The 24,603-nt window shown below is 63.8% G+C and carries 17 protein-coding genes and 1 pseudogene; 11 read left to right on the top strand and 7 right to left on the bottom strand.

The window, feature by feature from the left end; translation table 11 throughout:
• Nucleotides 1-155 precede the first annotated feature (155 nt).
• Nucleotides 156-983: an FAD binding domain-containing protein gene (locus FXV83_RS08060; protein WP_148738643.1), complete on the top strand. Its 828-nt coding sequence runs from the start codon at nucleotides 156-158 to the stop codon at nucleotides 981-983.
• Nucleotides 980-3,706 carry a molybdopterin-dependent oxidoreductase gene (locus FXV83_RS08055; RefSeq protein ID WP_148738642.1) on the top strand — a complete coding sequence of 909 codons (2,727 nt, stop codon included), beginning with the start codon at nucleotides 980-982 and terminating at the stop codon, nucleotides 3,704-3,706. The genes FXV83_RS08060 and FXV83_RS08055 overlap by 4 nt, the downstream gene beginning before the upstream one ends.
• On the opposite strand, the gene uraD is transcribed toward FXV83_RS08055, so the two are convergent.
• From uraD to FXV83_RS08035, 4 genes are all read right to left on the bottom strand, one after another.
• The gene (gene uraD / locus FXV83_RS08050) at nucleotides 3,703-4,590 is read right to left on the bottom strand and encodes a 2-oxo-4-hydroxy-4-carboxy-5-ureidoimidazoline decarboxylase (RefSeq protein WP_148738641.1); all 888 of its coding nucleotides are present in this window, start codon (nucleotides 4,588-4,590) and stop codon (nucleotides 3,703-3,705) included. The genes FXV83_RS08055 and uraD overlap by 4 nt on opposite strands.
• Nucleotides 4,591-4,597: 7 nt before the next feature.
• The gene (puuE, locus tag FXV83_RS08045) at nucleotides 4,598-5,533 is read right to left on the bottom strand and encodes an allantoinase PuuE (protein ID WP_148738640.1); all 936 of its coding nucleotides are present in this window, start codon (nucleotides 5,531-5,533) and stop codon (nucleotides 4,598-4,600) included.
• Nucleotides 5,534-5,947, bottom strand: a complete 414-nt coding sequence (locus FXV83_RS08040; protein WP_148738639.1) for a DUF3830 family protein — start codon at nucleotides 5,945-5,947, stop codon at nucleotides 5,534-5,536. It lies immediately after the preceding gene.
• Between the two features lie 89 nt (nucleotides 5,948-6,036).
• A complete protein-coding gene (locus FXV83_RS08035; RefSeq protein ID WP_148738638.1) occupies nucleotides 6,037-6,315 on the bottom strand; it encodes a hypothetical protein in 279 nt (92 codons plus the stop codon).
• Nucleotides 6,316-6,541: 226 nt separating this feature from the next.
• Here FXV83_RS08035 and FXV83_RS08030 point away from each other — a divergent pair, with 226 nt between their 5' ends.
• The 8 genes from FXV83_RS08030 (at nucleotide 6,542) to FXV83_RS07995 (ending at nucleotide 14,263) form a co-directional block, all read left to right on the top strand.
• The gene (locus FXV83_RS08030; RefSeq protein WP_148738637.1) at nucleotides 6,542-6,760 is read left to right on the top strand and encodes a hypothetical protein; all 219 of its coding nucleotides are present in this window, start codon (nucleotides 6,542-6,544) and stop codon (nucleotides 6,758-6,760) included.
• Between the two features lie 579 nt (nucleotides 6,761-7,339).
• Nucleotides 7,340-8,149 carry a site-specific integrase family protein gene (locus tag FXV83_RS43935; protein ID WP_235939348.1) on the top strand — a complete coding sequence of 270 codons (810 nt, stop codon included), beginning with the start codon at nucleotides 7,340-7,342 and terminating at the stop codon, nucleotides 8,147-8,149.
• A gap of 17 nt (nucleotides 8,150-8,166) precedes the next feature.
• Complete coding sequence (locus FXV83_RS43930; protein ID WP_430648927.1) at nucleotides 8,167-8,745, top strand: tyrosine-type recombinase/integrase; 579 nt, start codon at nucleotides 8,167-8,169, stop codon at nucleotides 8,743-8,745.
• Nucleotides 8,746-9,091: 346 nt separating this feature from the next.
• A complete protein-coding gene (locus FXV83_RS08015) occupies nucleotides 9,092-9,496 on the top strand; it encodes a hypothetical protein (RefSeq protein WP_148738636.1) in 405 nt (134 codons plus the stop codon).
• 153 nt (nucleotides 9,497-9,649) lie between these two features.
• A complete protein-coding gene (locus FXV83_RS08010; RefSeq protein WP_235939346.1) occupies nucleotides 9,650-10,177 on the top strand; it encodes a Csu type fimbrial protein in 528 nt (175 codons plus the stop codon).
• A gap of 12 nt (nucleotides 10,178-10,189) precedes the next feature.
• Nucleotides 10,190-10,918, top strand: a complete 729-nt coding sequence (locus tag FXV83_RS08005) for a fimbrial biogenesis chaperone (RefSeq protein WP_187435744.1) — start codon at nucleotides 10,190-10,192, stop codon at nucleotides 10,916-10,918.
• A 94-nt stretch (nucleotides 10,919-11,012) separates the two neighbouring features.
• The gene (locus FXV83_RS08000; protein WP_235939345.1) at nucleotides 11,013-13,304 is read left to right on the top strand and encodes a fimbria/pilus outer membrane usher protein; all 2,292 of its coding nucleotides are present in this window, start codon (nucleotides 11,013-11,015) and stop codon (nucleotides 13,302-13,304) included.
• On the top strand, nucleotides 13,301-14,263 hold the full coding sequence (locus FXV83_RS07995) for a Csu type fimbrial protein (RefSeq protein ID WP_148738634.1): 963 nt from the start codon (nucleotides 13,301-13,303) through the stop codon (nucleotides 14,261-14,263). The genes FXV83_RS08000 and FXV83_RS07995 overlap by 4 nt, the downstream gene beginning before the upstream one ends.
• Nucleotides 14,264-16,183: 1,920 nt before the next feature.
• On the opposite strand, the gene FXV83_RS07985 is transcribed toward FXV83_RS07995, so the two are convergent.
• The 3 genes from FXV83_RS07985 to FXV83_RS07975 form a co-directional block, all read right to left on the bottom strand.
• On the bottom strand, nucleotides 16,184-20,491 hold the full coding sequence (locus FXV83_RS07985; protein WP_235939344.1) for a translocation/assembly module TamB domain-containing protein: 4,308 nt from the start codon (nucleotides 20,489-20,491) through the stop codon (nucleotides 16,184-16,186).
• A complete protein-coding gene (locus FXV83_RS07980) occupies nucleotides 20,491-22,461 on the bottom strand; it encodes an autotransporter assembly complex protein TamA (protein ID WP_235939343.1) in 1,971 nt (656 codons plus the stop codon). The genes FXV83_RS07985 and FXV83_RS07980 overlap by 1 nt, the downstream gene beginning before the upstream one ends.
• Before the next feature lie 1,170 nt (nucleotides 22,462-23,631).
• The gene (locus tag FXV83_RS07975) at nucleotides 23,632-24,021 is read right to left on the bottom strand and encodes a hypothetical protein (protein WP_148738633.1); all 390 of its coding nucleotides are present in this window, start codon (nucleotides 24,019-24,021) and stop codon (nucleotides 23,632-23,634) included.
• 289 nt (nucleotides 24,022-24,310) lie between these two features.
• Here FXV83_RS07975 and FXV83_RS07970 point away from each other — a divergent pair.
• Nucleotides 24,311-24,579, top strand: a pseudogene (locus tag FXV83_RS07970) (DUF2798 domain-containing protein).
• The last annotated feature ends 24 nt before the right edge of the window (nucleotides 24,580-24,603 follow it).

Raw genomic sequence — 24,603 nt, 5'->3', positions numbered from 1 at the left:
TCCTCACATCCGCTGACAGCTGGCCTGCAAGGCAAGGGCCAGCCCGATCGCACTATTGCCGCGACTTGTTGTTGCGACTTGTTGTTGCCACTTGGCGCCCGTCTTGCAAGACTTTGCCGCGGAGCAAATCATCCGTTCGAAGCGCCGGGCTCGCCATGGACTTGAATACCATCACGACAGTGGCCCATCCGCAAACGCGCGCGCAGCTGCCCGTTTGGACGGCAGGCGATGCTTGGCTCGCGGGCGGCACCTGGCTGTTCTCGGAGCCGCAGGTCCACCTGACGCGATTGATTGATCTCACCGATCTGAATTGGCCGGCGCTGACGATCACGGAGAGCCACCTCACCATCGCCGCAACCTGTACCGTCGCGCAGCTCGATGCCCTCGCCTGCCCGACCGATTGGCTCGCAGCGCCGCTGATCAGCCAGTGCTGCCGCGCCTTCCTCGCCTCCTTCAAGGTCTGGAAGACGGCGACGGTGGGCGGCAATCTCTGTATGTCGCTGCCGGCGGGACCGATGATCTCGCTTACCTCCGCGCTCGACGGCGTTTGCACCATCTGGAAGGCCGGTGGCGGCGAGCAGAAGATTCCCGTCGTCGAGTTCGTCACCGGCAATCAGCGCAATCGCCTGACGCCGGGCGACCTGCTGCGGCAGATCGATATCCCGCTTGCCGCGCTGAAGCGCCGCTCGGCGTTTCGCCAGATCTCGCTCGCACCGGTCGGCCGGTCGGCCGCGCTTCTGATTGGTAGCCGCGATGCCGATGGCACGCTGACGCTGTCGGTGACGGCATCGACCGTGCGCCCAATTCAATTGTCGTTTCCCAAGCCGCCCGATGCGCGCGCGCTACGCGCCGCAATCGAGCAGCGGATCCCCGACGCGTTGTACCACGCCGACATCCACGGCAAGCCGCTCTGGCGCAAGTACATGACGCTACGGCTCGCCGAGGAGATTCGCGGTGAATTGCTGGACACGGCACGGCCATGAGCTTCGAGATCAACGGCACGACATTCGCGCAAGAGCCCCGCGCCGGCCAGTGCCTGCGTGCATTCCTGCGCGAACTCGGCCATTTCGGCGTCAAGAAGGGCTGCGACGCCGGCGATTGCGGCGCCTGCACCGTTCTCCTCGACGGCGAGCCCGTGCATAGCTGCCTGATCCCGGCCTTCCGCGCCGACGGCCGCGCCATCACCACGATCGAAGGGCTCGGTGGCGAGCATGGCGCGCATCCGATGCAACAAGCCTTTCTCGACGCGCAAGCATTCCAGTGCGGCTTCTGTACCGCCGGCATGATCGTGACGTGTGCCTCGCTCAACCAGGCCCAGCAGCGGGATCTTGGCGCAGCGCTGAAGGGCAACATCTGCCGTTGCACCGGCTATCGCTCGATCGAGGATGCGATCCTCGGCCATAACAATGTCGAGGAGAGCGTGGAGGCCGGCGCTGCGTTCGGTCGCAGCCTGCCGGCGCCCGCCGGCCCCGACATCGTGCGCGGCAAGGCACGCTACACATTCGACACGGCGATCGACGGCGTGCTTCACGTCAAGCTGCTCCGCTCGCCGCATGCGCATGCAAAACTCGTCGCAATCGACAAGTCGGCGGCGCTGGCCGTTCCCGGCGTGCACGCGGTGCTGACGCATGAGGATGCGCCATCAGTCCTGTTCTCGACCGCGCGCCACGAGAAGGACTGGATGGATCCCGAGGACACCCGCATCCTCGATGACGTCGTCCGCTTCATTGGACAGAAGGTTGCAGCCGTCGTCGCCGAAAGCGAGGCCGCCGCCGAGGCAGCCTGCCGCCGATTGAAGGTCAGTTACGAGATCCTGCCCGCGCTGGTCGATCCCGAGCAGGCCATGGCGCCGGGTGCACCGATCATTCATCCTGAGCGCACCAGCGAGAACCGCGTCGCTGACGCCCAGCGCAACCTCGCTGCCGAAACGCATGGCGAGTTCGGCGATGTCGCAGCGGCGCTCGCGACGTCCGCCGTCACCTTCGAGGCCACCTTCCACAGCCATCGCGTGCAGCACGCGGCGCTTGAGACCCATGGCGGCCTCGCCTGGCTCGATGCGTCCGGCGTGCTCAACGTCCGCTGCTCCACACAGGTACCGTTCCTGACCCGGCGCGCGCTGTCCGACATCTTCGCGCTTCCAATGGACAAGGTCCGCGTGTACTGCGAGCGGGTCGGCGGCGGCTTCGGCGGCAAGCAGGAGATGTTCGTCGAAGACATCCTGGCGCTCGCCGCGCTGAAGACCGGCCGGCCGGTCAAGCTCGAGCTCACGCGCGAGGAGCAATTCATCGCGACCTCGACGCGGCATCCGATGCGGGTCCACGTCAAAGCAGGCGCTGACGCCGAAGGCAAGCTGACTGCGCTTCAGCTCGACGTGCTGTCCAACACCGGGGCCTACGGCAATCACGCCGGCCCTGTGATGTTCCACGCGCTGTCCGAGTCCATTGCCGTCTACAATTGCCCGAACAAGCGGGTCGACGGCTGCGCCGTCTACACCAACACGGTGCCGGCGGGGGCATTCCGGGGCTATGGCCTGCCGCAGACACTGATCGCGGTGGAAGCGGCAATCGACGAACTGGCGAAGCAGCTCGGCATCAGTCCCTACGACATGCGTCGCCGCAACGTGGTCAAGCCCGGCGATCCCATGCTGGCGCCGCCGCCTTCGGAGTATCACGACGTGTTCTACGGCTCCTATGGGCTCGATCAGTGCCTCGATCTTGTCGAGCGCGCGATGCAGGCCGATAGCCCGCAACCCGAGCTGTCGGCGGAATGGCTGATCGGCGAAGGCATTGCACTGACGATGATCGACACGGTACCGCCCGCCGGCCACCTCGCGGATGCCGTGATCGCGCTCAACGATGACGGCAGGTTCGATCTCACCGTCGGCACCGCCGAGTTCGGCAACGGCACCAGCACCGTGCACCGGCAGATCGCGGCGACGACGCTTGCGACCACGGTCGACAGGATTCGCCTGCGCCAGTCCGACACCGCCCACGGCGGTCACGACACCGGCGCCTATGGCAGCGCAGGCATCTTCGTTGCAGGCAAGGCAACGCACGCCGCGGCGACGCAGCTCGCCACCGAACTGAGGACAACCGCCGCCGGCGCGTGGCTGTGCGATGTGGAAAGCTGCGTGCTCGATGGCGACTCCGTCGTCAGCGGGGTGCGCCGAATGTCCTTTGCCGAGCTGGCCAAGCTCGCGCGCGATCGCGGACAGCCGCTCGCGGCGAGCGGCAATTCCGGCGGCACGCCGCGCTCGGTCGGCTTCAACGTCCAGGGCTTTCGCGTCGCGGTGAACAAGGGCACCGGCGAGCTCAAGATTCTCAGAAGCGTGCAGGCGGCGGACGCCGGCGTCGTCGCCAACCCGATGCAGTGCCGGGGCCAGATCGAGGGCGGCGTCGCGCAGGCGCTTGGCGCTGCGCTCTACGAGGAGGTGGTGATCGATGCAGATGGCCGCGTCACCAACCCGAAATTCCGCGACTATCACCTGCCCTCGTTTGCCGACGTGCCGCGCACCGAAGTCTTCTTCGCCGATACGTCCGACACGATCGGACCGCTGGGCGCAAAGTCGATGAGCGAGAGCCCGTACAATCCGGTCGCGGCTGCACTCGGCAATGCGATCGCGGATGCTACGGGAATCCGCTTCACTGCGCCGCCCTTCAAGCCGGACCGGCTGTTTCCGGCCCTGCTCGAGAAGTTTGGATCCTAGCTGCCGCGATAGGTTGAATAGCTCCAGGGCGTAACCAGGAGCGGCACGTGATAGTGCCCCTCGGGCTCGCTGACCGCAAAGCGCAGCGGAATCTCGTCGAGGAACGGCGGCTCGGACAAGGGCACGTTGCGCTCGGCGTAATATTTGGCAACGCTGAATTTGAGCTCGTAGCGGCCGATCGGCAGCGGGCGCCCCCCGATCAGCGGCTGGTCGGTACGGCCATCCGCGTTGGTCACGGCGCGCGCGATCACGCGGCTCTCGCCGAGGTTCGCGAGCTCGATCAGTTCGACCGCGATACCGGGCGCGGGCCTGCCGGCGTGATTGTCGAGCACATGGGTCGAGAGCCGACCATGCACCTTGAGCTTGTCATCGGCCGCGACGAGCTGATCGAGCCGCAGCGCCGAGATACGGCCGATCTCCTCGATCGCACGTCGCGTCTCGGTCTTGGCAATATTGAGCAGCCGCATCTCGAAGTCGCGCAGGACGGAATCCCTGGTGTGACGGCGCACGCAGACGATATAGGGGAAGCCGAACTTGTCACGATAAGCATTGTTGACGCGCTCGAACGCGGCGTATTCGGCATCCGACAGCCGGTCGAGACCGGCGCTGTTCTGCTCGTCGGTCGATTCCGCAGTGAGGCCCGCTGCGCGCTGGGTCTTGTTGGCGAGATCGGGATGCGCCCGGATCAGCGCCGACTGCACGTCGGGCTCGGCACTCTGGATCGCCGCCATCAGCGCGGCGTGCAATTGATTGAGGCCGGCGAACGGCCGCTGTTCGGCAAGCTGCTCGGCGAGCCACGGCGAATATTCGACCACATTGGCAAGCGCGGCGACGAAACTGGCCTTATCAGCGGCGTTCAGCTCAGCGAGCGAGATCTGCGACATCGTCCGCTCACCCGATCTCGAATGCATCGGCGGCAAGATGCGCGTGCTTGTCATGCCAGTGCTGGGCAATCTGGAGCCGCGTCGGCACCCAGACCCGTTCGTGCTTACCGATATAGTCGAGGAAACGGATCAGGCCTGCGGCGCGGCCGGGCCGGCCGGCGAGACGACAGTGCAGCCCCACTGTCATCATCTTCGGCGCGGTCTCGCCTTCGGCATAGAGCACGTCGAAGGCGTCCTTCAAATAGGTGAAGAACTGCTCGCCCTCGGCAAAGCCTTGCGGATTGATGAAACGCATGTCGTTGGCGTCGAGCGTGTAGGGAATGACGAGCTGCTTGCCGTTCGCGCCCTTGACCCAATAGGGCAGATCATCGGCATAGGAGTCGCAGAGATAGAGGAAGCCGCCCTCCTCCATCAACAACCGGTTGGTGTTGATCGAGGAACGTCCGGTATACCAGCCGAGCGGCCGCGCCCCGGTGGCCTCGGTGTGGACGCGGATGGCGTCCGCGATCTCGGCGCGCTCCTGCGCCTCGGTCATGTCCTTGTGCTCGATCCATTTCAAGCTGTGGCTCGCGATATCCCAACCGGACTCCTTCATCGCCGCGACGATTTCCGGGTTGCGCTTCAGCGCGGTGGCGACGCCGAACACGGTGGCCGGCCACTTACGCGCGTCGAACATCCGCCACAGCCGCCAGAAGCCGGCGCGCGAACCATACTCGAACATCGATTCGATATTGGCATGGCGCTGACCGGGCCAGGGCTGCGCGCCCAACACGTCTGACAAAAACGCCTCGGACGCGCGGTCGCCGTGCAAGATGTTGTTCTCGCCGCCCTCTTCGAAGTTGACGACGAACTGCACCGCGACCCGTGCATGACCCGGCCATTGCGGATGCGGCGGGTTGCGGCCGTAGCCGCGGAGATCGCGCGGATAGCGGGCGTCCGTCACTCAGACCGCCTCGAAGCGGATCGGGAGGGCGCCCTTCCACAGCACGCTCTTGCCGAGCGTGGCCAAATTCTCCAGGCCGGAGGTCAGCGTGATGAAATGGTTGCCGGCGAGCTGGCCCATCTTGCTCGCAAAATGCACGCCGCCATAGGCGAGCAGGATCTCGGTCTCGCTGATGCCGCCGGGATAGAGGATGATCTGGCCGGGCGCGGGATAGCTCGTGTGGTTCTCGTAGCCGACGCCGAAATCGAGGTCGCCGAGCGGCATCCACACGCCCTCGCCGCTCCAGCGCACATGGATGATGTGGCTTTCGAACGGCAGCGCCTTGCGGAACGCGGCAACGGTCTTGGGCGCAAGCTGCTCCTCGAAGCGGGCATCAAAGGAGAAATCACCGGCGCGGATAACGAGTTTGCTCATCTCATCTCTCTGGATCGGGGGCAGCAGCCCCACGGGGAACTTTCAGGCAAAGAGCATTCCGGGCGGCTTGGCGCAAGTCGCCTGACGCCTCACCTGCGGTCGTAGGACCAACCGAATAGGCCGCTCCGCCGCACCTCCGGTTCCAGCTCAGCGGCTGGCTGCGGCGCCTCCTTCAGTTCCGCCTGCGGCGGGGGCGAAGGCGGTGCCGGGACGTTCTCGCATTTCATGGAATAGACCAGCTTGCCGTCCGCGGTCCGCCCGATCGGGGCACAGGGGTCGGGATGCGCCGCCGTGGCTTTCGGGGTCAACTTGACTTGCGCCGCGGCCGGCGAGGCGATCAGCAGAAGGACCAGCAGATATTTCGACATCGTTGTCGCTCAAAGCTCGATTTACCCCATTCAACCGGATTGCAGGGGGCAAGTCCACCGGCCGCGTGGGTGCGATTGCCGAATATTTAGCCGAGACTAAAAAATTTGCTCGCCCCATCGTGATTCCGAAGCTGCTGATATTCGGCAGACCCATCGCCATGTCACCAGCGACGACGAACACACCAGACCCTCTCACAGCCGGGGCGTCGTCACGGGAGAAACAACGATGCGAACGACCTTCACCATTTTCGGCGCCGCGCTGATCGCCGCCATCACCATCCAGGCCGCCGCCGCGAACGACCGCCATCGTGTCCGCAAGGCGCAACCCGCGCCGATCACCCACCCGGTGCGCGACTCCAACGCCGCCATCTGGCCGGCGCAGCCGACCGCGCCGGACTGGTCGCGCTACGCCAACGGCGCCATGTCGGCCCCGGCGGGACACTGATGCTCGCGGCATAGCGCGCAACTGCACGGCTCCGATACAGCCGGGCCGTCGCCCTTCGAGGGATGACGGTGATGGAGGGGATCGCGTCTGGTTCGTGCTCGCGATGGACACGCCTTCGCCTTCTCGCGGCGCGTTTCGCCCGAGCTTTGCTTCGTCGCTTCACCCTCTTCAATCAAGGGCGCAGGGAAGACCGGGTGCCGGCCTGGCACCCACGGTCCGCTGCGCGAAAAGCTTGACGGCTTATGCCGTGCTCTCCCGGGAGCCGAGTTCCTTCTGGCCTCCCTCGCCCCCAGCGAAAGTCGCCGACACCGCGCCGGTTGACGCGAATGCCGCCTCCGCAAGAGCTTGACCGTAGCAACGACCGCCAGGACCACACGTCTATATTTTGGTATTCGGTGAAACACGCCGAAACTACAAAAACCCTTTAAAACAAGCTCTTTTCGCCCAGCCTGTTTCGGGATGCTTCGGCGGGTTTCGTCAAATCTAGGGCCCGGCCCTAGGGCGTCCAGTGTCTGCACGACGAACTGAAAGCCCCAAAGCCGAGCCCTTTGGTCCCAAGCCTTTAGGAGCCGAAACCACATGGATACTATCACCACCACCGAACCCGCTGGCAAGCGCGCACGCAAGGGCAGCGTCGTCCTGACCGATCGCCTCTGCGAAAAGAGGGTCGCTAAACGTGTCAAAATCTACGACCGCAAATGCCCGGGCTTCTACGTCAGCATTATCCCGGCCGGCGTCGCGACCTTTTTCTTCAAGTTCACCGACCGGGCCACTGGCAAGCAACGGTCCAAATGGCTTGGCGTCTACAATCCCGAGACCTTCGCCGTCGAGCAGGCCCGCACCGAGGTCTATGCCCTGAAAACCCGGATCGGCAACGGCGAGAATATCGTCGAGAGCCTGCGGCAGCAGAAGGCGCACCGGGCAAAACAGGGCAAGACCGTCGACGAGATCATCGAGGAGCGGATCGAGTGGATGAAGACGCCGGTCAAGAAGCCGGACGGCGAGATGCGGCCCCGGCTGGAGAGTTGGGAGAGCACCGCGAGCCATCTACGGCGCTTCCTCGGCGCGCGCCTCGGCACCAAGCTCGCCTGCGAGGTCACCAAGCACGACATCGCCACGCTGTCGAACGACATCGTCGCCGGGAAGTTCGGCGTCCCGTCGATCAGCAATGCCCGGCACATGAGGAAGGCGGCCTCGGCGCTGTTCCGCTGGTGCGCGGAAGCAGGCCGGGACTATGTCAGCGCCAGCCCCTGCATCAACCTGCCGCCGCTCGACGCCGAGCATCCGCGCACCCGCGTGCTACCGAGGACGAGATCAGGATTTTCTGGCACGGCCTCGATGATGACGAACTGCTGGCGTCATGGGATCGCCGGACGCGGCTGGCGCTGAAGTTCGAGCTTGTGACCATGTTGCGGTCGAGCGAACTGCTCGGCGCGCACCGCGACGAGTTGTTCGATCTCGACGGCCTGATGCCGCGCTTTGACGTGCCGCTGAAGCGGGTCAAGAAGCGGCGCGTCATCAAGCAGCCGCTATCCGATCTCGCGGTCGCGATCATCAAGGAAGCCTTGAGGGGATCAAATAAGCAATTTGTCTTCGCCTCCCCCCTCGGCGACCAGCCCCTGCATCGGAAGGCGATGGCGGACGCGCTGCGCGGCGACAAGCGCAATGGCAAGGTGAGGACGCCCGGCATCTGCCAATCGCTCGGGCTCAAGCCGTTCACGCCGCATGATCTGCGGCGGACGGCGGCGACGCTTGCCGGTGATCTCGGCTTTGACGATGCGTGGATCGCGAAGTGCCTCGATCATGCCGCGAGCAAGAAGCAGGAGCAGGTCGTGCCCACCGTCACCGGCAAGGTCTACAACCACTCCAAGCGGATGAAGGAGAAGCGCGCGGTGCTCGACGGCGTCGCGGCGGAGCTTCGTCGGATTATCGGCGAGCCTGCACCAACCAAGCAACCGGAAAGCGGACTGCGGCTCGTCGCCTGATCTTTCAGCCCGATCGCATCACTGAGGGAGCCGCGCAAAATGGCCGCAGATTGCTCTGCGGCCCACCGGCATGAAGTATTTTTCCGTACTTGAGATTGCCAGCCCCGGTGCGATCCACGTCATAGCGTATATTGGGTTGCGATGTGATCCGGGCGTCTACGGTACGTCGAAGATCGCATGCCTGCGCTGCCCGGTAGTTCGCGCTCCTCGCCGACCGAACGGAAGCAAGGCGGGGCTGGCCTAGCCATCGTCTGCACCGGGTTCGCCCGGACGCCGGAATTTACCAACTCTTCTCGCTAATCGTGCCGATCATTGCGCCGGCTGTGAACGATGGAGGGTTCCTCCCATGCTCAAAGACGGCGCCTATGCAGCGTGGTTCAAGACCCCGCTGGGCAACGGAACTGGTATCGCCCATGTCGCCGACGGGCAAATCTGGGGTTGTGATAGCATCATGACCTACAGCGGCTCTTGCCAAATCGACGGCGATCGGTTCACCGCGATCGTCGCGCTCAAGAGACACACCGAAGGACATGCCACGGTGTTCGGCGCAGATGACCTTACGCTTCGGCTTGAGGGATCGTGCCCCGGCAAGATAGCTCGTTATGTTGGAAGGGCGGATCAGGTGCCGGGAGTGCTGCTTGAGGGAACGCTGATTTACAGCGAACAACAATCGCCTGCGCCAGAGGCGAATGCGCCGATACCAAAATTCGACCCCGCGAAGCTCCCGAAATTGCCGAAGCGCTGCCGCTGATTCCGCCGGCAACAGTCTTGGCCATGACGACGAACCGAACCCACAACATTGCGCGGTCGATTGCGATGCCCGCAAAAATACGGATGCATTAACTTGTCATTAACCATGCAACGATAACGTCCGACACTGGGCAGGGGCAACGGGGGGTTGCCCATGAGTAAACGTTTCCGACGCCGCTCCGGGCTGCCATCGACGGTCTTGGCGAGCGCGCTTCTGATCGCAGTGGCGAACCTAGCGCCGCAACCTGCCCGTGCGGCAACCGCGACGGGTCAGTTCAACGTCACGATCACGATTCAATCGAATTGCGTCGTGCAGTCAGCAACCGACCTTGCCTTCGGTTCGCAGGGCGTCCTCACTGCGAACGTCGATGCCCAAAGCACCATCTCCGTTCAGTGCACGGACACGACGCCCTACACCGTCGGCATCAGTGCCGGAAACGGCGCGGCGGCGACGATTGCGGCGCGCAAGATGACCGGGACCGCGGCAGCGACGGTCACCTATTCGGTCTACCGTGATGCTGCGCGCAGCTTGGTCTGGGGCACCACCATCGGCACGGACACGCTAGCCGGTACCGGAAACGGCAATCCTCAACCGATCACTGTTTACGGTCGCGTCCCGCCCCAAGTGACACCGGCGGCCGGCGGATACAGCGATACGCTGACGGTCACCGTAACCTACTAACGAAAGCAACCTATGCCCACACCGCTTACCCGCTTGTGCGGGATCGCCTTCGCTTGCCTGTGGGCTGCCCCAGTGGAGGCAGCGTCGCTGCGCGTGGCGCCGACAACTCTCGACTTGCCGGCGCCCGACAGCGCGGCGACCCTCAATCTGCGCAACGAGGACAATCGTCCGATCAACGTGCAGATGCGGGTGTTTCGCTGGACTCAGAGCGGCAGTGCAGATCGCCTTGAGTCGACCGCCGACGTCGTGGCCAGCCCGCCAAGCCAGACGCTGGCGCCGAATGCCGATTACGTCGTCCGCGTCGTGCGTGTCGGCAAGCAACCTGTCGTAGACGAGGAGAGCTACCGTGTCGTGATCGACGAGCTTCCCGATCCCGCACGACGGCGACCAGGCGTCGTCAATCTCGCACTGCGCTATTCGGTGCCGGTCTTCTTTCGTGCCCCGGACGTGCGACAGGCGCAGGTGTCCTGGACCATCGGACGAAGTGGCAACGCGCTCGCGGTGACTGCGAGGAATACTGGTCAGCAGCGGCTCAAGATCGCCGACCTCAAGGTGACGGACGGCGCAGGGCAGAGTGTGCCGCTCGGCAAAGGGCTTGTCGGCTATGTGCTGGGCAACGCGACCATGCAATGGTCATTTCCCGCCCATGGCACCAACCTGTCGGGCCGTGCCGTAACTCTCTCCGCTCAGAGCGATGCCGGGCAGATCAATGCGACGGCTGCGGTTCAGGCCGGGCGTTGAGGCGGCCGTTCTGCTGGTTGGATTCTCCGGATCGCTGGCGTGTGCACGGGCGCAAGGACTGATGGATATTCCAAGTCCGACGGACACAAAAGCCGTGACGACGGAACGCAGCCTCCAGCTCAACGTCATGATCAACGAGAGCCCCGTCAATCTCATCGGATCGTTTCAGCTGCGACCCGATGGTTCGCTGGCGGCGACACCTCAAGAGCTGCGTGAAATCGGGCTGATTCCTATCGACAATGCAATTGGCACAGACGGTCTCATTCGCCTCGATCGCTTGCCTGGTGTGAGCTATCGGGTCGATGAAGCAAACCAGATGGTCCGGATCACTGCGCCCGATGCGGCACGGGCTCCGCACATCATCGATGTGCGGCCGCAGACGGGCGGATATGTCGCACCGCAGAGAAGCTATGGTGGAGTGCTGAACTACACGCTCTTTGCCAGCTCCGACGGGGCGTTCTGGCGTTATCTGAGGAGCTTTCAGGGATTGTCCGGAGCCTTCGACGGCCGGGTGTTTAGCCCGTATGGGACCTTCAGCCAGTCCGCGATTGCGAGCACGGCTTCGCCAGAGCTTGGTGGTTTGACTCGCCTCGATTCCAGCTGGGCGTATTCAGATACGGAGAGCCTGATCACATACCGTGGAGGCGATACGATCTCGGGTGGTTTGTCGTGGACGCGGTCGGTGCGGCTGGGCGGCGTGCAAGTGCAGACCAATTTCGCGCTTCGTCCCGATCTCGTGACCCTGCCGATACCGGCCCTGTCCGGCAGCGCGGCGGTACCCTCTACCCTCGACGTCTATACGCAGAATGTGAAGACCTATACCGGCTCGGTGCCGGCGGGCCCGTTCCAAGTCACCAATCTCCCGATTGCCACCGGCGCAGGGACGGCAAGCGTGGTGTTGAACGATGCGCTCGGCCGACAGATCGTCACGACGCTGCCGTTTTACGTATCGAGCCAACTTCTCAAGGAAGGCCTCTATGATTTCTCGGCCGAGCTCGGCTTCGCGCGCCGGTTCTACGGGATCGAGTCGAACAACTACGATGCTCGTCCGGTGGGCTCGGCCAGCCTGCGCTACGGCTTGACCAATTGGCTTACACTCGAAGGCCACGCCGAGGGCGGCGCCGGCCTTAGCAATGGAGGCGTCGGCGCGGCGTTTTCGCTTGGGGCCCTTGGCGCGGCCTCGCTTGCCGTCGCCGGCAGTCAGGTGGGCGACCGGGCTGGTGGTCTGTTCAATGCCTCGCTTGAGATGAGCTTCTGGGGCGCGTCGCTCTATGTCCGCACGCAACGGACGTTTGGAAATTACGACGATATCGCGTCGGTGACCGCGCCGATCCTTGATCCGAAATTCGGTAACTCTTCTTTCTTCAGCGCCCTGGTACCGAAGGCTCTGGACCAAGTCACCTTCAGCATGCCGCTGCCGTTCGAGCGCTCGAATCTCAATCTCAGCTATACGCAGCTCGAAAGCGCCTTGGGAGACCGCAACCGTATCGTTGGACTGTCATTCAGCCGCAACTTCTTTCGCGACAGCACGATCTTTGCCACCGCGTTCAAGGATATCGATGACCACAGGAGTTTCGGCGTTTTCGCCGGAATTTCGGTGCCATTCGGAAATGACGTCACGGTATCGACCGGCGTTCAGAGCGGTCCGACCGGAACTTCGGTGGTGACCGACGCGATGAAGTCCGAGAGGCTTGAAACGGGAAGCTACGGGGCGCGCGTGCGTGACGCCGAGGGCTCTACTCCCAATCGTTCCGCGACGGCGAGCTATCGCGCATCATTCGGGCGCGTCGAAGCCGGCGTGCAGCAATATGGCAGCAATACTCGTGCGACGGCGCAGATCGATGGTTCTATCGCCTTTGCCGGCGGGGGCGTCTTTTTTGGCAACCGCATTGATGATGCGTTTGCGGTGGTGAACGCTGGCGCTCCCAACGTTGCGGTGCAGTACGAGAACCGGCCGGTCGGAGTGACCGACAGCCGTGGTCTGCTCCTGGTCCCCTATTTGAACTCCTACCAGAAGAACAAGATCTCGATCGATCCGAGGAACTTGCCCGTTGATGCCGATGTGCCGCGCACCCGTGAAGTGGTGGTGCCGGCCGACCGAAGCGGAGTGGTGGTCAATTTTGGGATATCGGAAACGCCGAAGGCGGCTCTCGTCACGTTCACCGACGGCAAAGGTAAGCCCCTCGCGGTAGGGGCGCAGGGCCATCTCGAGAGCGGCAAGCAAACGTTCGTCATCGGTTACGACGGGCAAGGTTATGTCCAGGGCTTGACCGATCAGAACATCGCCGCGATTGACCTTCCGGACGGCGGTTCGTGCCGCGCTGCGTTCGGCTACGCGCCGAAGCCCGGTGAACAGGTTGCGATCAAGGATGTGGTTTGCGAATGAGACGAACCGCCCCCCCGCGATGGCTGATTGCTGCATGTCTGGCGGTCGCTCCGTCAGCCGCCAAAGCGCTCACCTGCAGTTACAGCGTATCGAACACAAGCTTCGGCTCGGTCGATACTCTGTCCGGCGCCGCCGTCGATACGACCGCAACGGTCGGCATCAACTGCAGCGGCTTGCCTTTGGAGGTCGTTCGGCTCTGCCCCAACCTAGGAGCCGGCACTGGTGGTGCGACGGCGTCGGCGCGTCAGACGCTAAGCGGTGCAAACAAGCTCAACTATCAGCTTTTTCAGGACTCTGCTCGAACGACGGTGTGGGGTTCAGATTTTTGGTCCTTCTCGTCGCGACCGCCGAGCCTCATCCTGAACTTGAACGCACTTGGAAACGGATCGCTCACGCCCACCGTCTACGCCCGCGCGCTCGGTGGGCAATCGACTGCTCCCACGGGGTCCTACCTGTCATCATTCTCCGGGACGGACGCTCAGTTGCGCTACGCAACCTGTCCTCTTGGAGTCTGTCCTGTCTGCAGCGCATCGTTGGCGGGGTCCACCAATGCAAGCTTCACGACCAATGCAGCCGTGCTGGACAACTGTCTGGTCTCAGCCCAGAACATCAATTTCGGCACAATCGGTGTTTTGAACACGAACGCCGACGCAACAGGCCAACTCGCTGTCACCTGCACGCCGACGACAAGCTACACGATTGCCCTCAACGGCGGCACTACAGGTTCCGCACCCGCGAGCCGGAAGATGTCGAAGGGATCAGAAACGGTGACCTACGGCCTCTACAAGGACGCTGCGCGATCTCAGGTATGGGGGGATTCCGGGACGCCCGGAAGCACCGTTCCGGGGACCGGGACTGGACTCGCACAAAACCTGACAGTGTACGGTCGTGTTCCCCCGCAAGCCACACCGTCTCCCGGCGTTTACTCGGACACTGTGGTCGTGACGGTGACGTACTAGATTTGGATTTGGCGCGATTGCAGGCGGTGCATGTGGCACCTCTCTTGGTTCATCGTGCCGTCGGCCGTTTCATGGATTTGAAAACGGCTTCGATCCGTTCGATGCTCTTCCGCGTATCGGGATGATCGAGGTCGATGCTCCGCAACTCATCCAGCAGTGTGAGTACCAAATCATGGCATTGGCATAATCAGGCGCATCCGCGCGCGCACGACGTGGACAAGCATCGGCGGATCATCGGCGAGCCGGCAGAGACCGAACACGACCGACGAGGAGCGCGACGTCTGGATGCGCGCGCCGTGGGATGAGGCGAAGGCATTGCAGCGACCGTTGTCTGATGAAGCATTGAGGACCGTCGCACGGGGCGAGGATAAGGAAGACAAGGCCGTCGCGTGACCGATAGCAGCTGGCAGCCGCGCTCTCGACGACCCGATCCAGTTACACGACGGCCGAGCGCTGGTCACGTTGCATGACGCGGCAACCTACATCACTGCACTACCGAAAAAGGAGGCCGCAGAGCCGGAATGGTAGGCCGCGATTGCGGCGTTGATGTTGGTGGTCGAACTGAGAGGCCCGACGATGTTTGCCCGGATCGGCGTCATGAAAGCATTGAACCGGGGACACGTTCGGGAGTTAACCTATCTCGCAAGGAACCCCGCTGGGGACGCCGCAAGCCGGCGCGAGATCTATGAAAACGGTCTGGATTTACGTTGATACAAAGAAACAGGTCGGCGACCGTGACCATCTCAGGGTGTTTGCGAACTCGGACCTTGCCGATGAGTAGTTCGTGGTGAACGATCCCGAAGGCGTCGTCTTTGAGTGCGAGGTCATAGGCGTTGCAGACGACGAAACCGGGTCAGGACGTCAACGGCATCGCTAGGGACCGAGCGCTCTGCGAGCCTCTTCATTGCTCGTAACCACGGCCTGTCGTTCGCATATTAGCTGTAGGTGTCGATAGTCCGGAACCGTTCGATAGTCTGGTGCCATTGGGCACAAAAGCATGACCTGGCCGATCGTTCCCTCCCGGATTTCAACTTAGGACACTGAGGGTTAAATACGGACAGTACCCGCCCGCCGGCGTTCACGAGCCCAATTCGGGAATGGGCGCGGCTAGGTACTTTGGGAGGGACAGAGGCCCCCGGGGACGCGCGACCGCGCTATTTTAGGATACTTGCGATTTGCGGTTTCCGATTTTGTTCCGTCGGCTTATCTAAGGAATTCTGCCAAGTAGGCGATGCAATGACCAAGCTGGACCAAGCATGGTGAGCATGGCGGGCGCTTTCGAGGACTGAGAAGGCGCGGTTTCTCGTGCTGTTCCGCGAACACTATGCCCGGCAGCGCGCGGCGGTGCGGAAGAATGGCCATGTCGCTCAAGGCGCAAGGGTGTCGAGCCTCACGGACTTGACGCTGACCTAGGCAGACCTCCAACGGGCTCGGCTGTAAACGGCCGCTGGTGCGTTTGCCGCGCCGGGGCTACTCCGGGCCGGGCCGCTTGCGTAAATCGCGGTAAATCCGGTTTACCGGGCCGGGAAACCGCAAGGACTTCTGCACGAGAGGACGCGGGCGCTCATTACCCCAGCCGATTTTGTTTTCTTGACCCCCGCGTCTCGACGCCACCAGCGCAGCAGTGTCCGGTTTGCCCCCAACAGCCGCCGCGACGACGAAGGCGGAGAGAGTCCGGGTTGGGCACAAAAGCCGCCTGCCGATGTTGCATGGAGCAAACCCGCATAACCGCTCGCAATCTCAGCGAGCCGCCGGAGCATACGTGAGCGAACGAAATCGTGGTGGCGATCGTATCGGTTGAACGAGTGACCCTACAGGTCCTTGATGCGGTCCCGGGTTTCCGGACGGGTGTTCAAGTACGCCACCAAGACAGAACGCCTTTGTCCGGATGACACTATTGTGGCCTAATAGTATCGTGGCCTAATAGTCCCACTGCGCGCCGATGCCGGTTTCCGTGCCGCCGTCGGCGCCGGTCGCGCCCTGGATGCGGATATTCTTGGTGATGTCGACGTCGATCGTGGCCTTGCTGGAGCCCGGCGAGGTTCCCTGTCGCACACCGACGTAAACCCGGTCGTTCAGGCGCTTGGCCGCTCCGACCTGGCCTCCGCGCCCATCCGTGCCCACGTCCAGGCTGTCGACCCCGAGCGAGCGGCGCATATTCTCCGTCGCGCCGGGGCCGCCGCCGGAGAACTGGGCGATCGTCTGGGCCACCTGCACGGCTTGGCCGGCGGAGAGGCTGCCGGCGGATTTGTTGAACATCAGGCGCGCCAGGATCTCGTCCTGCGGCAGTTCCGGCGATGAAGCAAAGCTGATCTGCGGTTGCGAAGCGACCCCGGAAACCAGGATCTTCGTCGTGACATCGGTGCTCTTCGTCTCGGCGACGAAGTCGAGGGTCGGGTCGGTGGTGCCGTTCAATGTCACCTTGCCGCGGGTGAAGTCGAGCCGGCGGCCCAGCACGTCGAAGCGGCCGCGCCGCATCTCGAAGGCGCCCACGGTGACCGGCGCGACGCTCGTGCCTTTGAGCGTCATGTTGCCGCCCAGCTCGGATTCCATCCCCATGCCGCGCACGAACACGTTGTTCGGGGCGCTGATGGCGAGGTCAAGATCGGCCACGATGGCCGCGTTGGCAGCCTTGCGGCGGCCGTCATTCGCAGCAGGCTTGCTCTCGTTGCGCTTGGCGCCGTTCTTGCTTGGTCCGGCATTCATGTGACGCACATCAAGCTTGTCGGCACCGCCGGGCAGCTTGTCCGGAATGTTGATGTCCAAACTCTTCACGTCAAAACGGCCGGTGAGGCGCGGCCGGCTCGCGAAGGCGCCCGACATCGCAAGCTGGCCGTCGGCAACGAGACGCATCAACTCGCTGGAGACCAGCCCGGCGTTCTGCAGCGTGATCTCCATATTGCCCGGAAAGCTGCGGGCAGGATCGATCCCGACATTGCCCTTTACCGCGACGCTGCCACCATTGCGCGTACGGGCGGCGAACGACGCCGTCACCGAACGGCCGGCCGCCGTGATCACGCCTTCTATCCCGTCCAGCGTGACACCATTCGCCGTGTCCTCGAAACGCGCCCCGGAGATGCGCACGGTGCCGTCCGGTTGCGGATCGGCGGGCGTGCCCTTGAGCTGCGCGTCGATGGTCGCGGTGCCGGAGGCGCGGGCGCCGGAGGTAGCGAGCATGGCATTGGCGATGCCGAGCGCGACGCTGCCTTTCACATTCACCTCCATTGCTCCCGCACCCAAGGGCACTGAGCCCGTGAGGGCGACGCCCGACAATGACGGTCCGGAGGCGCGAATATCGAGCCCCACGCGGCCGGAGGCCAGCAACCCCTTGGCCTTTACATCCAGCGGCCCGATGCCGGAGCGCGCCAGATCCGGCATGCCGGCTCGAGAAACGGCGAGGTCGTAATGGCCGCTTGGCGTGCCGACCGGGCCGGAGAGCTTTGCCGTGCCGCTGAGCGTGCCCGATAGATCGAGCCTGGAATCGGCGAACCCGGCGAGAGCGAGCGGCAGGTTGCGCAGGTCCACATCGAGATCAATTGTCTCGCCGGCTTTGCCGCGCACAACGGCGCTCCCGCCGTCGGTGGTGAGGGCGAGACGGTCGACGGCGAGCGCTCCCTCCGCGAGCGTAAAGGTCGCCGGCGCTGACAAGGAAAGTTTGGTGTGGCCCTTGGTGGCGCGGAAGGCGTCGAGCCGCAGCACGCTTGCCTCTGCGCTCGGAGCGAGCCGCGCAGTCGCGGCGAGCACCGTGCCCTGCGCATTGGTTTCGAGCTTCAGGATGGTCCCGCCGTCGCCCGTCCCATTGGCGAGAAGTGTCATCTTGTCGACGCGCAGACGGTCTGCCCGGAGGCCGGAAATTTCCACCTTGCCGTCGAGCGCCGGGGTGCCGGCAGGATCGACGATGGAGAAATTGATGCGGGCGGCATCGAGTGCCGTGCCCGCTGCGAGCGCCTTGTCCGCCATGGCGTCGATGCGGATGTGCTGCCTGCCATCCGCGACCGTGAACGCGAGATTCGCCTTCACGGCGCCACCGAGCTCCGTCAAGGCGACGGCAGAGAGATCGGCGAGATTGCGCGCGGCAACGGCAACCTGCCCATCGAGCAGTCCGGCGGGGCTGATGTTCAGGCCGCCTTTGGCCACCAGGGAGCCGATGGCAAGATCGACATCGCGCAGCGCGCGCGAGCCGTCGGCGCTGGTGACGAGGCTGGCGACGCCGGTTGCAGGCTTGCCGCCAATCCGCCCTTCAAGCCTCGCCTTGACAACAGGATGGCCCGTGAGATCCCGCGCATCGACATGGAGCGCAAGACCCTCGACCGGCTGGCCGGTGGCGCGGCCCTCGGGCACCGCAAAGCGGGCCTTCACCAGGAGCGCGTCGAGGGTGCCGGCGAATGCCGCTTCCGCCTCGGCGCGGCCCTCGAGGCGGCGATCGACCCGCTTGAGGTTAGGCACGACCGCGCGGGCGACAAGGTCGGCGGAGTTGTGGTCGATGCGCCCGTTCACGTTCAGATTCAGTCCAGCGGCGTCCAGCTTCAGGTCATCCACCGCGACCACTCCGTCAGCGTCGCAGGCAACAGCGCCCGCGAGCGTTGCGCCACTACCCAGCAGGCCATCCAGGGCGGGGATGCCGGTGGCGACGTCCTTGGACATGCCGTTGATCCGCACGCGAAGGGCGCGCGGAGCGCCACCCTGGTGGAGATCGGCATCGAGCATCACGGTGCCCTGGAGCGGTCGACCGGCAAGCGGGGACAGAGCGGCGAGGTCGAGCCGGGTCAGCCGCAGTGCGCCCTCAACGGCGTCTGCCGTGGCCCGGCCGTCGAAGCGCAGATCGAGTGGCATGAGCTTCACGCTCGCATTCGCGAGCGATGGCACACCGCCCGCCGGCACGGCGCCGGAAAGGGAGAAGGTGCCTTTTTCGCCGAGCGCCTTGTTCGTCTCGGCATCGCGGCCGCGAAGTCCCTCGGCGTTTCCATCTGCCTTCCAGGCAAGGCCGCCTTTGCGGTCAGGGACGGTTTGGGCGCGAACATCGAGATCGCGCGCGCCGTATCCGGCTGCGCCGAACTCCCTTGCGGCCAAGGTCACGGCCAGGGCGGGAGCGGCAAAGGCGCCGCGGAGCGTGCCTTCGAGATGCAAGCTGCTCCAGGCGGGGTCGCGGAGAAGCGTCGCGAAGCGCGCCGCGTCCCCTCCCGTCACGTTGAAGGCAAGATCGGCCGTGTCAGCCGAACGGTCGACGAAGCCGATGACGCGGGCAGCGAAGCCGGTAGTGCGCGCGGTGAGCGTCTCGATCCCGACCCGCATGTTGTCGTCGATGAGCGCGGTGGCGGTGATCTCGGACACGCCTTCGAAGAGAGGCGCAAGCTTCGCGGGCAGCAGATGCTGCACGTCGGCATTGATGCCAAGCGCTACCCGGTGGCGGCTCTCGTGACGCCGGATGTCGGCCGTCCCGCCGATCTGCGCGACAGCACCGGCGGTAAAGTTGAGCGTGCCGTGCCAGCTATCGAGCGCACCGCTGCCCTTTAACTCGGCCTGAACCGCAGGAAGTCCGTCCAACTTCGCTCGGCCCGCCAGCAAGCCGCCCTCGGGTTCGTGCGCCTCGACGTCGATGTCGAGCGTCTGCGTCTCGGGGACAAAGCCGAGCGTGCCTTTCACGACGCCGTCAGCATCGTGGCGGTCGAGCGCGAAGGAGAGCGAAAAGCCCCGCGCAGGCTCCATGAGTCGAGCCGAGGCGGTGAAGCCGAGTTTCGCCGCCTGTCCAGCCACCGGCTCCGCGATGTTGATCTCGCCCACCGCGAGGCGGTCGAGCACCAGGCGCAGCGGCAGGCCCACACCGCCGCTGCTGCCGCCGGCGCTCTCGGCCACCGGCGCGGGCGGCAGATCCGGCTTGCGTGCGAGGATAACCTTGGCCGCTTCCAGCGTTTCCACCGCCAGCGTGCCGCCGACGAACGCGAAGGGATGCCAGACGAGGTGGACGCCCTCGATCCGCGCGAATTCGCCGTGCGGGTCCGCGAGCATCACAGTGCCAACGCTCATGCTGGTGGGGATGACGCCCTCGATATCCGAGACGGTGACGGTGAGCCCACCTCCGGAGGCGAGAGTGCCGCCAAGGGAAGCCAGCATCCTCTTGCCGGGGCCGGTCTGAATCGCGGCGAAGACGAGGGTAAGCAGACCCATCAGCGCCGCCGCGGTGAAAACGAGCCAGCGCAGACCGCGGCTTTTGCGGCGAGGGGTGCGCATCAGAAAGATTGCCCCAGGCTGACATAGATGCCGTACCTGGAATCCCCCACTCGCGGGTTGAGGGGAACCGCGAAATCGAGACGAATCGGCCCGAGCGCAGTGTAATAGCGAAGGCCGATGCCGGCCGAATAACGCAGGCCGTCGAAGTCCGGAGTCTCGGAGGCAAAGGCCGCGCCCATGTCGAAGAATGGCACGATGCCGATCGTATCGGTGATCTTCAACCGCATCTCGGTCGAGGCCGTGATGAAGCTCATGCCGCCAATGATGTCGCCCCGTGCATTGCGGGGGCTTGCCGACTGATAGCCGAAGCCGCGCAGCGAGCCGCCGCCGCCGACATAGAAGCGGCGCTGGGGCGGGATGTTGAAGAGGTCCGCGCCGACGATGCTGCCCGCCGCCACCTTGCCGGCAAGGATGTAGCGATTGTCCTCGTCGAAAGCATGATAGGCGGAGAAGGAGCCCTTCATCATGACCGGCCCGGCGCCGCTGGTGCCGAGATAGGCGAACGGCTCGACCGTGCCATTGAAGCGGATGCCCCGCGAAGGATCGAGGAGGTTATCGGTGGTATCGTAAGCCACGTCCACCGGGATGCCGGCGACGAAATAGTTGTGGATGCCGCTCCAGTCCTCCACGCGCGACTGTTCGAGATCGAGGCTGATCTGCGCGGTAAGCCGATCATTGAAGCGGTGGCGTACGCCGCCGAGGAAAGTGACGGCGTCGCTCACATAGGCGTTGGTGACCTCGCGCAGCACCGCTGCTTGGGCGACGAGATCGTCGGCCGGAGTAAAGATGCCGGGCTTCACGAAGGTGGCGGCGGCCTTGAAGCCGAACGGATCGGCATCGGGCACTGCGTCCGGCCTATGGCCAAACCAGGAGGCCTGGGCATCGAGCCGCAGCGTTTCGCCGCCACCGAATAGATTGCGGTGGCCCCAATAGCCGTTCACCACCGAGCCGTCGGTGGTGGAATATCTGGCGCCGGCGCCGGCATAGCGCGGGTCGCGCTCGGTCACGTCCACGTCGATCGGCAAGTGCCCATTGGCGTCGAGCTTGTCCGCTTCGCGCAGACGCACGCTCGCGATGCCTTCGTATTCGGTGAGGCGCTTGCGCAGCTTGGCGAGTCGCGCGGGAGAATAGGGTTCGCCGGGGCGGATGCCTATGCGCTCCTCGATGAAGCCGGGCTTCAGCCGCTGCGCGCCGGAGACTGTGAAGGCGCCGAATGTCGCTGAAGGCCCCTCCTCCACCAGGACCGTTACGTCGAGGGTTTTAGTGGCATGATCCGCCACCACATCCTTGGCAACGATTCGGGCGAAGGGTTTGCCGCGGTCGCGCATGGTGTTGACGATGACGCGCTCCGCAACGGCGATGTCGGCGGAGCGGGCCACCTCGCCGGTCACGAGGGACATCTGCTTTGGCCGTGGCGCGCCGGGCAATGGCTGGCGGTGCGCGGCCTCGAGTACTTGTACGTTGCCGAATTTGAACACTGGCCCCGGCTCCACCAGCACCGTGACCGGCACCGGGCCAGCGTGACGCGCAGCGTTCACTGCGTCGAGCGCCGCCGGGTCCTCAGGCGAGCGCCCCGCCACCTTGATCGTCACCGTGGCGGCATAGCGTCCCTCGGCGTAGAGCGCGGCGACGACGCGGTCCCGGTCGGCGAAGGCGCGCCGAATGAGGCCCGCGGCACCGGCCGGCGCCTGGCTCTTCAGATTATCCAGATTGGACGCGCTGGTGATCGCTGAACGGACGGCGCGTTCTTCGCCCGCGATTTCGAAAGTGACGGTGTAGGAAGTTGCGTCGGGAGCGGACGCATCGGTAGGGGTCTTGTTCGGATTGAACCAGGCAGCGGCCTGGTCGAAGAAACTCGGCTCACCTGCATACGCATCGAAGGCAAAGAGTTCACCGGTGACGGCCGCGCAGATGCAAACCCTCCTCAGGGCTCCAAAGGTGACCAGTGATGATAGCTGCGCATGTCGCACTCAGCCTCGTCAGCATTGCTTGTCGATACTGTTACACAAAAGAATAGAGTCGATGGATCACGTCGAAAGTTTGTCGTCGTCGAGAGTTCCACTAATTCCGCCAATCCGATCTCGTTTCGCTATCGGCGTTGTAACCCGCCGGTGGAAAATCAAGGACGGGCCCGCCGCCCGCTTATGCAGCATCGACGATATCGATGGCTGCACAAAACCTGATCAATATGGTCGTGGTCTTTTGCCCGTCTCAGGCACGGTTCTGCTGGGGCCCCTAGCCGCCATGCGTTTTTGAGGCCGGCAGCATGCGCGTAGTGGCGCTAAGGAGCTCCGACGTCCGCTTTTGCGCTGATCATGCATGGCTTCATTGCAACATCTGCGGTGCGAGAACGTGACGGCGTGCTTGCGGTGGTTGGACGGCCCAATACGATAATGCGGCAGTCGAGGATGTGTGATGCTACTTCGTCTTCCACCACTCGCAGCTCATCGCTTCTTCGAAGCGGCCGGCAGGCTTCAGAGTTTCAAACCTGCCGCGATGAACTGAATGTGACGCCGAGCGGTAAGCCACGGGATTGTCGGATTAGAGCATTCCTTTTGTGCCAGTATTTAGGGCCCGCCCGATCCGGGTGGGCCTTTTTGTTGATCGGCCAATATCACGCAAGCCATTGGATTTATTTCGTTTTATCCGTTCTTGGGATCGCGAAAAAAGACCTTGCAGCCAGGACCACACGGTTTTGCCGTACGCACGGCCCGCCATTTCGCCACAGGGTTCTCCGGCGGTGTTCACCAGACCGGACAACTGTTGGCGAGACGAACCTTTCAGCGCCGCTCGTCCGCACGTGGTTTTGGGCTCACAGGGACTACCCGCCCTGCCCGCACCTCTCATGCCGACGCTGCCGCGTCCACCGCAAGCCCGGCTCGCGAAACGTGACGACGTACGATCGCCCCTCAAGGTCGAGCCGGGATGGACCGACACATACGCCGTTTCCGAATTTCGGTAAAGCGGAATATTTTTGATGGGTGACATTGACAAGCGGGGCGAAACAGCGCGGACGTCGGCGTGGCTGTACCCTGAAACGGCAAAGGGCACTGCAAAACATTGCCCCTTTGCGAAATCCGGGGAAGTTTCCGCAGATCTGACCGCTGCCCCGAGCAAGTCGGGCCCGGCGAAAGCGCCGCCTAATACGGCGTATAATAGTAGCGCTGGCCGTAATAGGGACCACCGCCGTAATAGCCCGGGCCACCGTAGTAAGGACGCGGACCGTAATAGTAGTTGTTCTCGTAGTAGTCGCGGCGGCGCTGCTCGGCGATGACCCCCCCGATGATGCCCGCCGCAGCGCCCATAACGGCGAGGCCCGCAGCGTTCGAGCCGCGACGATAGTAGCGGTGGCGACGGGCAGCGCTGAAGTCAGTCACAGAGGATGCATTTGAGCTCCTGGCAACCGGACTTGCCGGCTTAGTCGATGCCGCGCTCGAGGGCGACCCGCAGACCACAACCAAGGCAAGGCTTGCGAACGCGGCCAGCACCGTGCTGCAGGCAACTTTCGAATTCACGGGTCTATCCCTCATCTCAACTCCTCTGTTCTCGCCCAAAAAGAGATATGCAAATGATAGGTAATGCACAAACCATTGAAAAGTTTCATGATCGCGGCAATCTGGCACGTTTAGAACGATTGTGAACCGAGCGGTCAGATCCAGTTTGAACGATGCAATCTGAGCGGTTAATGAACAGGCGCACCGTTCTTTCGGTCGCCGTAAGCGTCTTACGTGAACCAACGCATCAACCGACGCCGTCGGAATCGATGCCATTTTTCCGGGTTCAACGTGACTGACGCGTCCTTTCCTCAAGAGAAATCAGATGATTGCGGTTCGCAAACTACCGGCGCGCTATGCGCCGATCGTGATGCCATTTGTGCTGTCCATCCTCATGACGGCCGTGGTGTCCGTCATTTCGACGCTTCGAAGCCTCGGCGCAACGCCGGCGTTCCTTGCGACATGGCCAGGCGCCTGGGGGTTGTCCTGGGGTTGTCATGGCTCATCGCCTTTCCGACGCTACTCGTGGTGCTGCCGATGGTCCACCGGGTCGTAGCCTGTCTCGTCGCGTCCCCCTCTCAACTAGGCCAATAGCGAGTGCCGACGGCGGTGCCACCA

This window comes from Bradyrhizobium hipponense (genome assembly GCF_008123965.1).
Classification (GTDB): Bacteria; Pseudomonadota; Alphaproteobacteria; order Rhizobiales; family Xanthobacteraceae; genus Bradyrhizobium; species Bradyrhizobium hipponense.
The sequence above is the reverse complement of the archived record's forward strand: the minus strand, read 5'-3'. Positions and strand labels throughout refer to the sequence as shown.

Coding starts and splice junctions, on each gene's coding strand:
- FXV83_RS08060 (WP_148738643.1), top strand. CDS start 156: ATGGACTTGAATACCATCACGACAGTGGCCCATCCGCAAACGCGCGCG.
- FXV83_RS08055 (WP_148738642.1), top strand. CDS start 980: ATGAGCTTCGAGATCAACGGCACGACATTCGCGCAAGAGCCCCGCGCC.
- uraD (WP_148738641.1), bottom strand. CDS start 4,590: ATGTCGCAGATCTCGCTCGCTGAGCTGAACGCCGCTGATAAGGCCAGT.
- FXV83_RS08040 (WP_148738639.1), bottom strand. CDS start 5,947: ATGAGCAAACTCGTTATCCGCGCCGGTGATTTCTCCTTTGATGCCCGC.
- FXV83_RS08035 (WP_148738638.1), bottom strand. CDS start 6,315: ATGTCGAAATATCTGCTGGTCCTTCTGCTGATCGCCTCGCCGGCCGCG.
- FXV83_RS08030 (WP_148738637.1), top strand. CDS start 6,542: ATGCGAACGACCTTCACCATTTTCGGCGCCGCGCTGATCGCCGCCATC.
- FXV83_RS43935 (WP_235939348.1), top strand. CDS start 7,340: ATGGATACTATCACCACCACCGAACCCGCTGGCAAGCGCGCACGCAAG.
- FXV83_RS43930 (WP_430648927.1), top strand. CDS start 8,167: ATGTTGCGGTCGAGCGAACTGCTCGGCGCGCACCGCGACGAGTTGTTC.
- FXV83_RS08015 (WP_148738636.1), top strand. CDS start 9,092: ATGCTCAAAGACGGCGCCTATGCAGCGTGGTTCAAGACCCCGCTGGGC.
- FXV83_RS08010 (WP_235939346.1), top strand. CDS start 9,650: ATGAGTAAACGTTTCCGACGCCGCTCCGGGCTGCCATCGACGGTCTTG.
- FXV83_RS08005 (WP_187435744.1), top strand. CDS start 10,190: ATGCCCACACCGCTTACCCGCTTGTGCGGGATCGCCTTCGCTTGCCTG.
- FXV83_RS07995 (WP_148738634.1), top strand. CDS start 13,301: ATGAGACGAACCGCCCCCCCGCGATGGCTGATTGCTGCATGTCTGGCG.
- FXV83_RS07985 (WP_235939344.1), bottom strand. CDS start 20,491: ATGCGCACCCCTCGCCGCAAAAGCCGCGGTCTGCGCTGGCTCGTTTTC.
- FXV83_RS07975 (WP_148738633.1), bottom strand. CDS start 24,021: ATGAGGGATAGACCCGTGAATTCGAAAGTTGCCTGCAGCACGGTGCTG.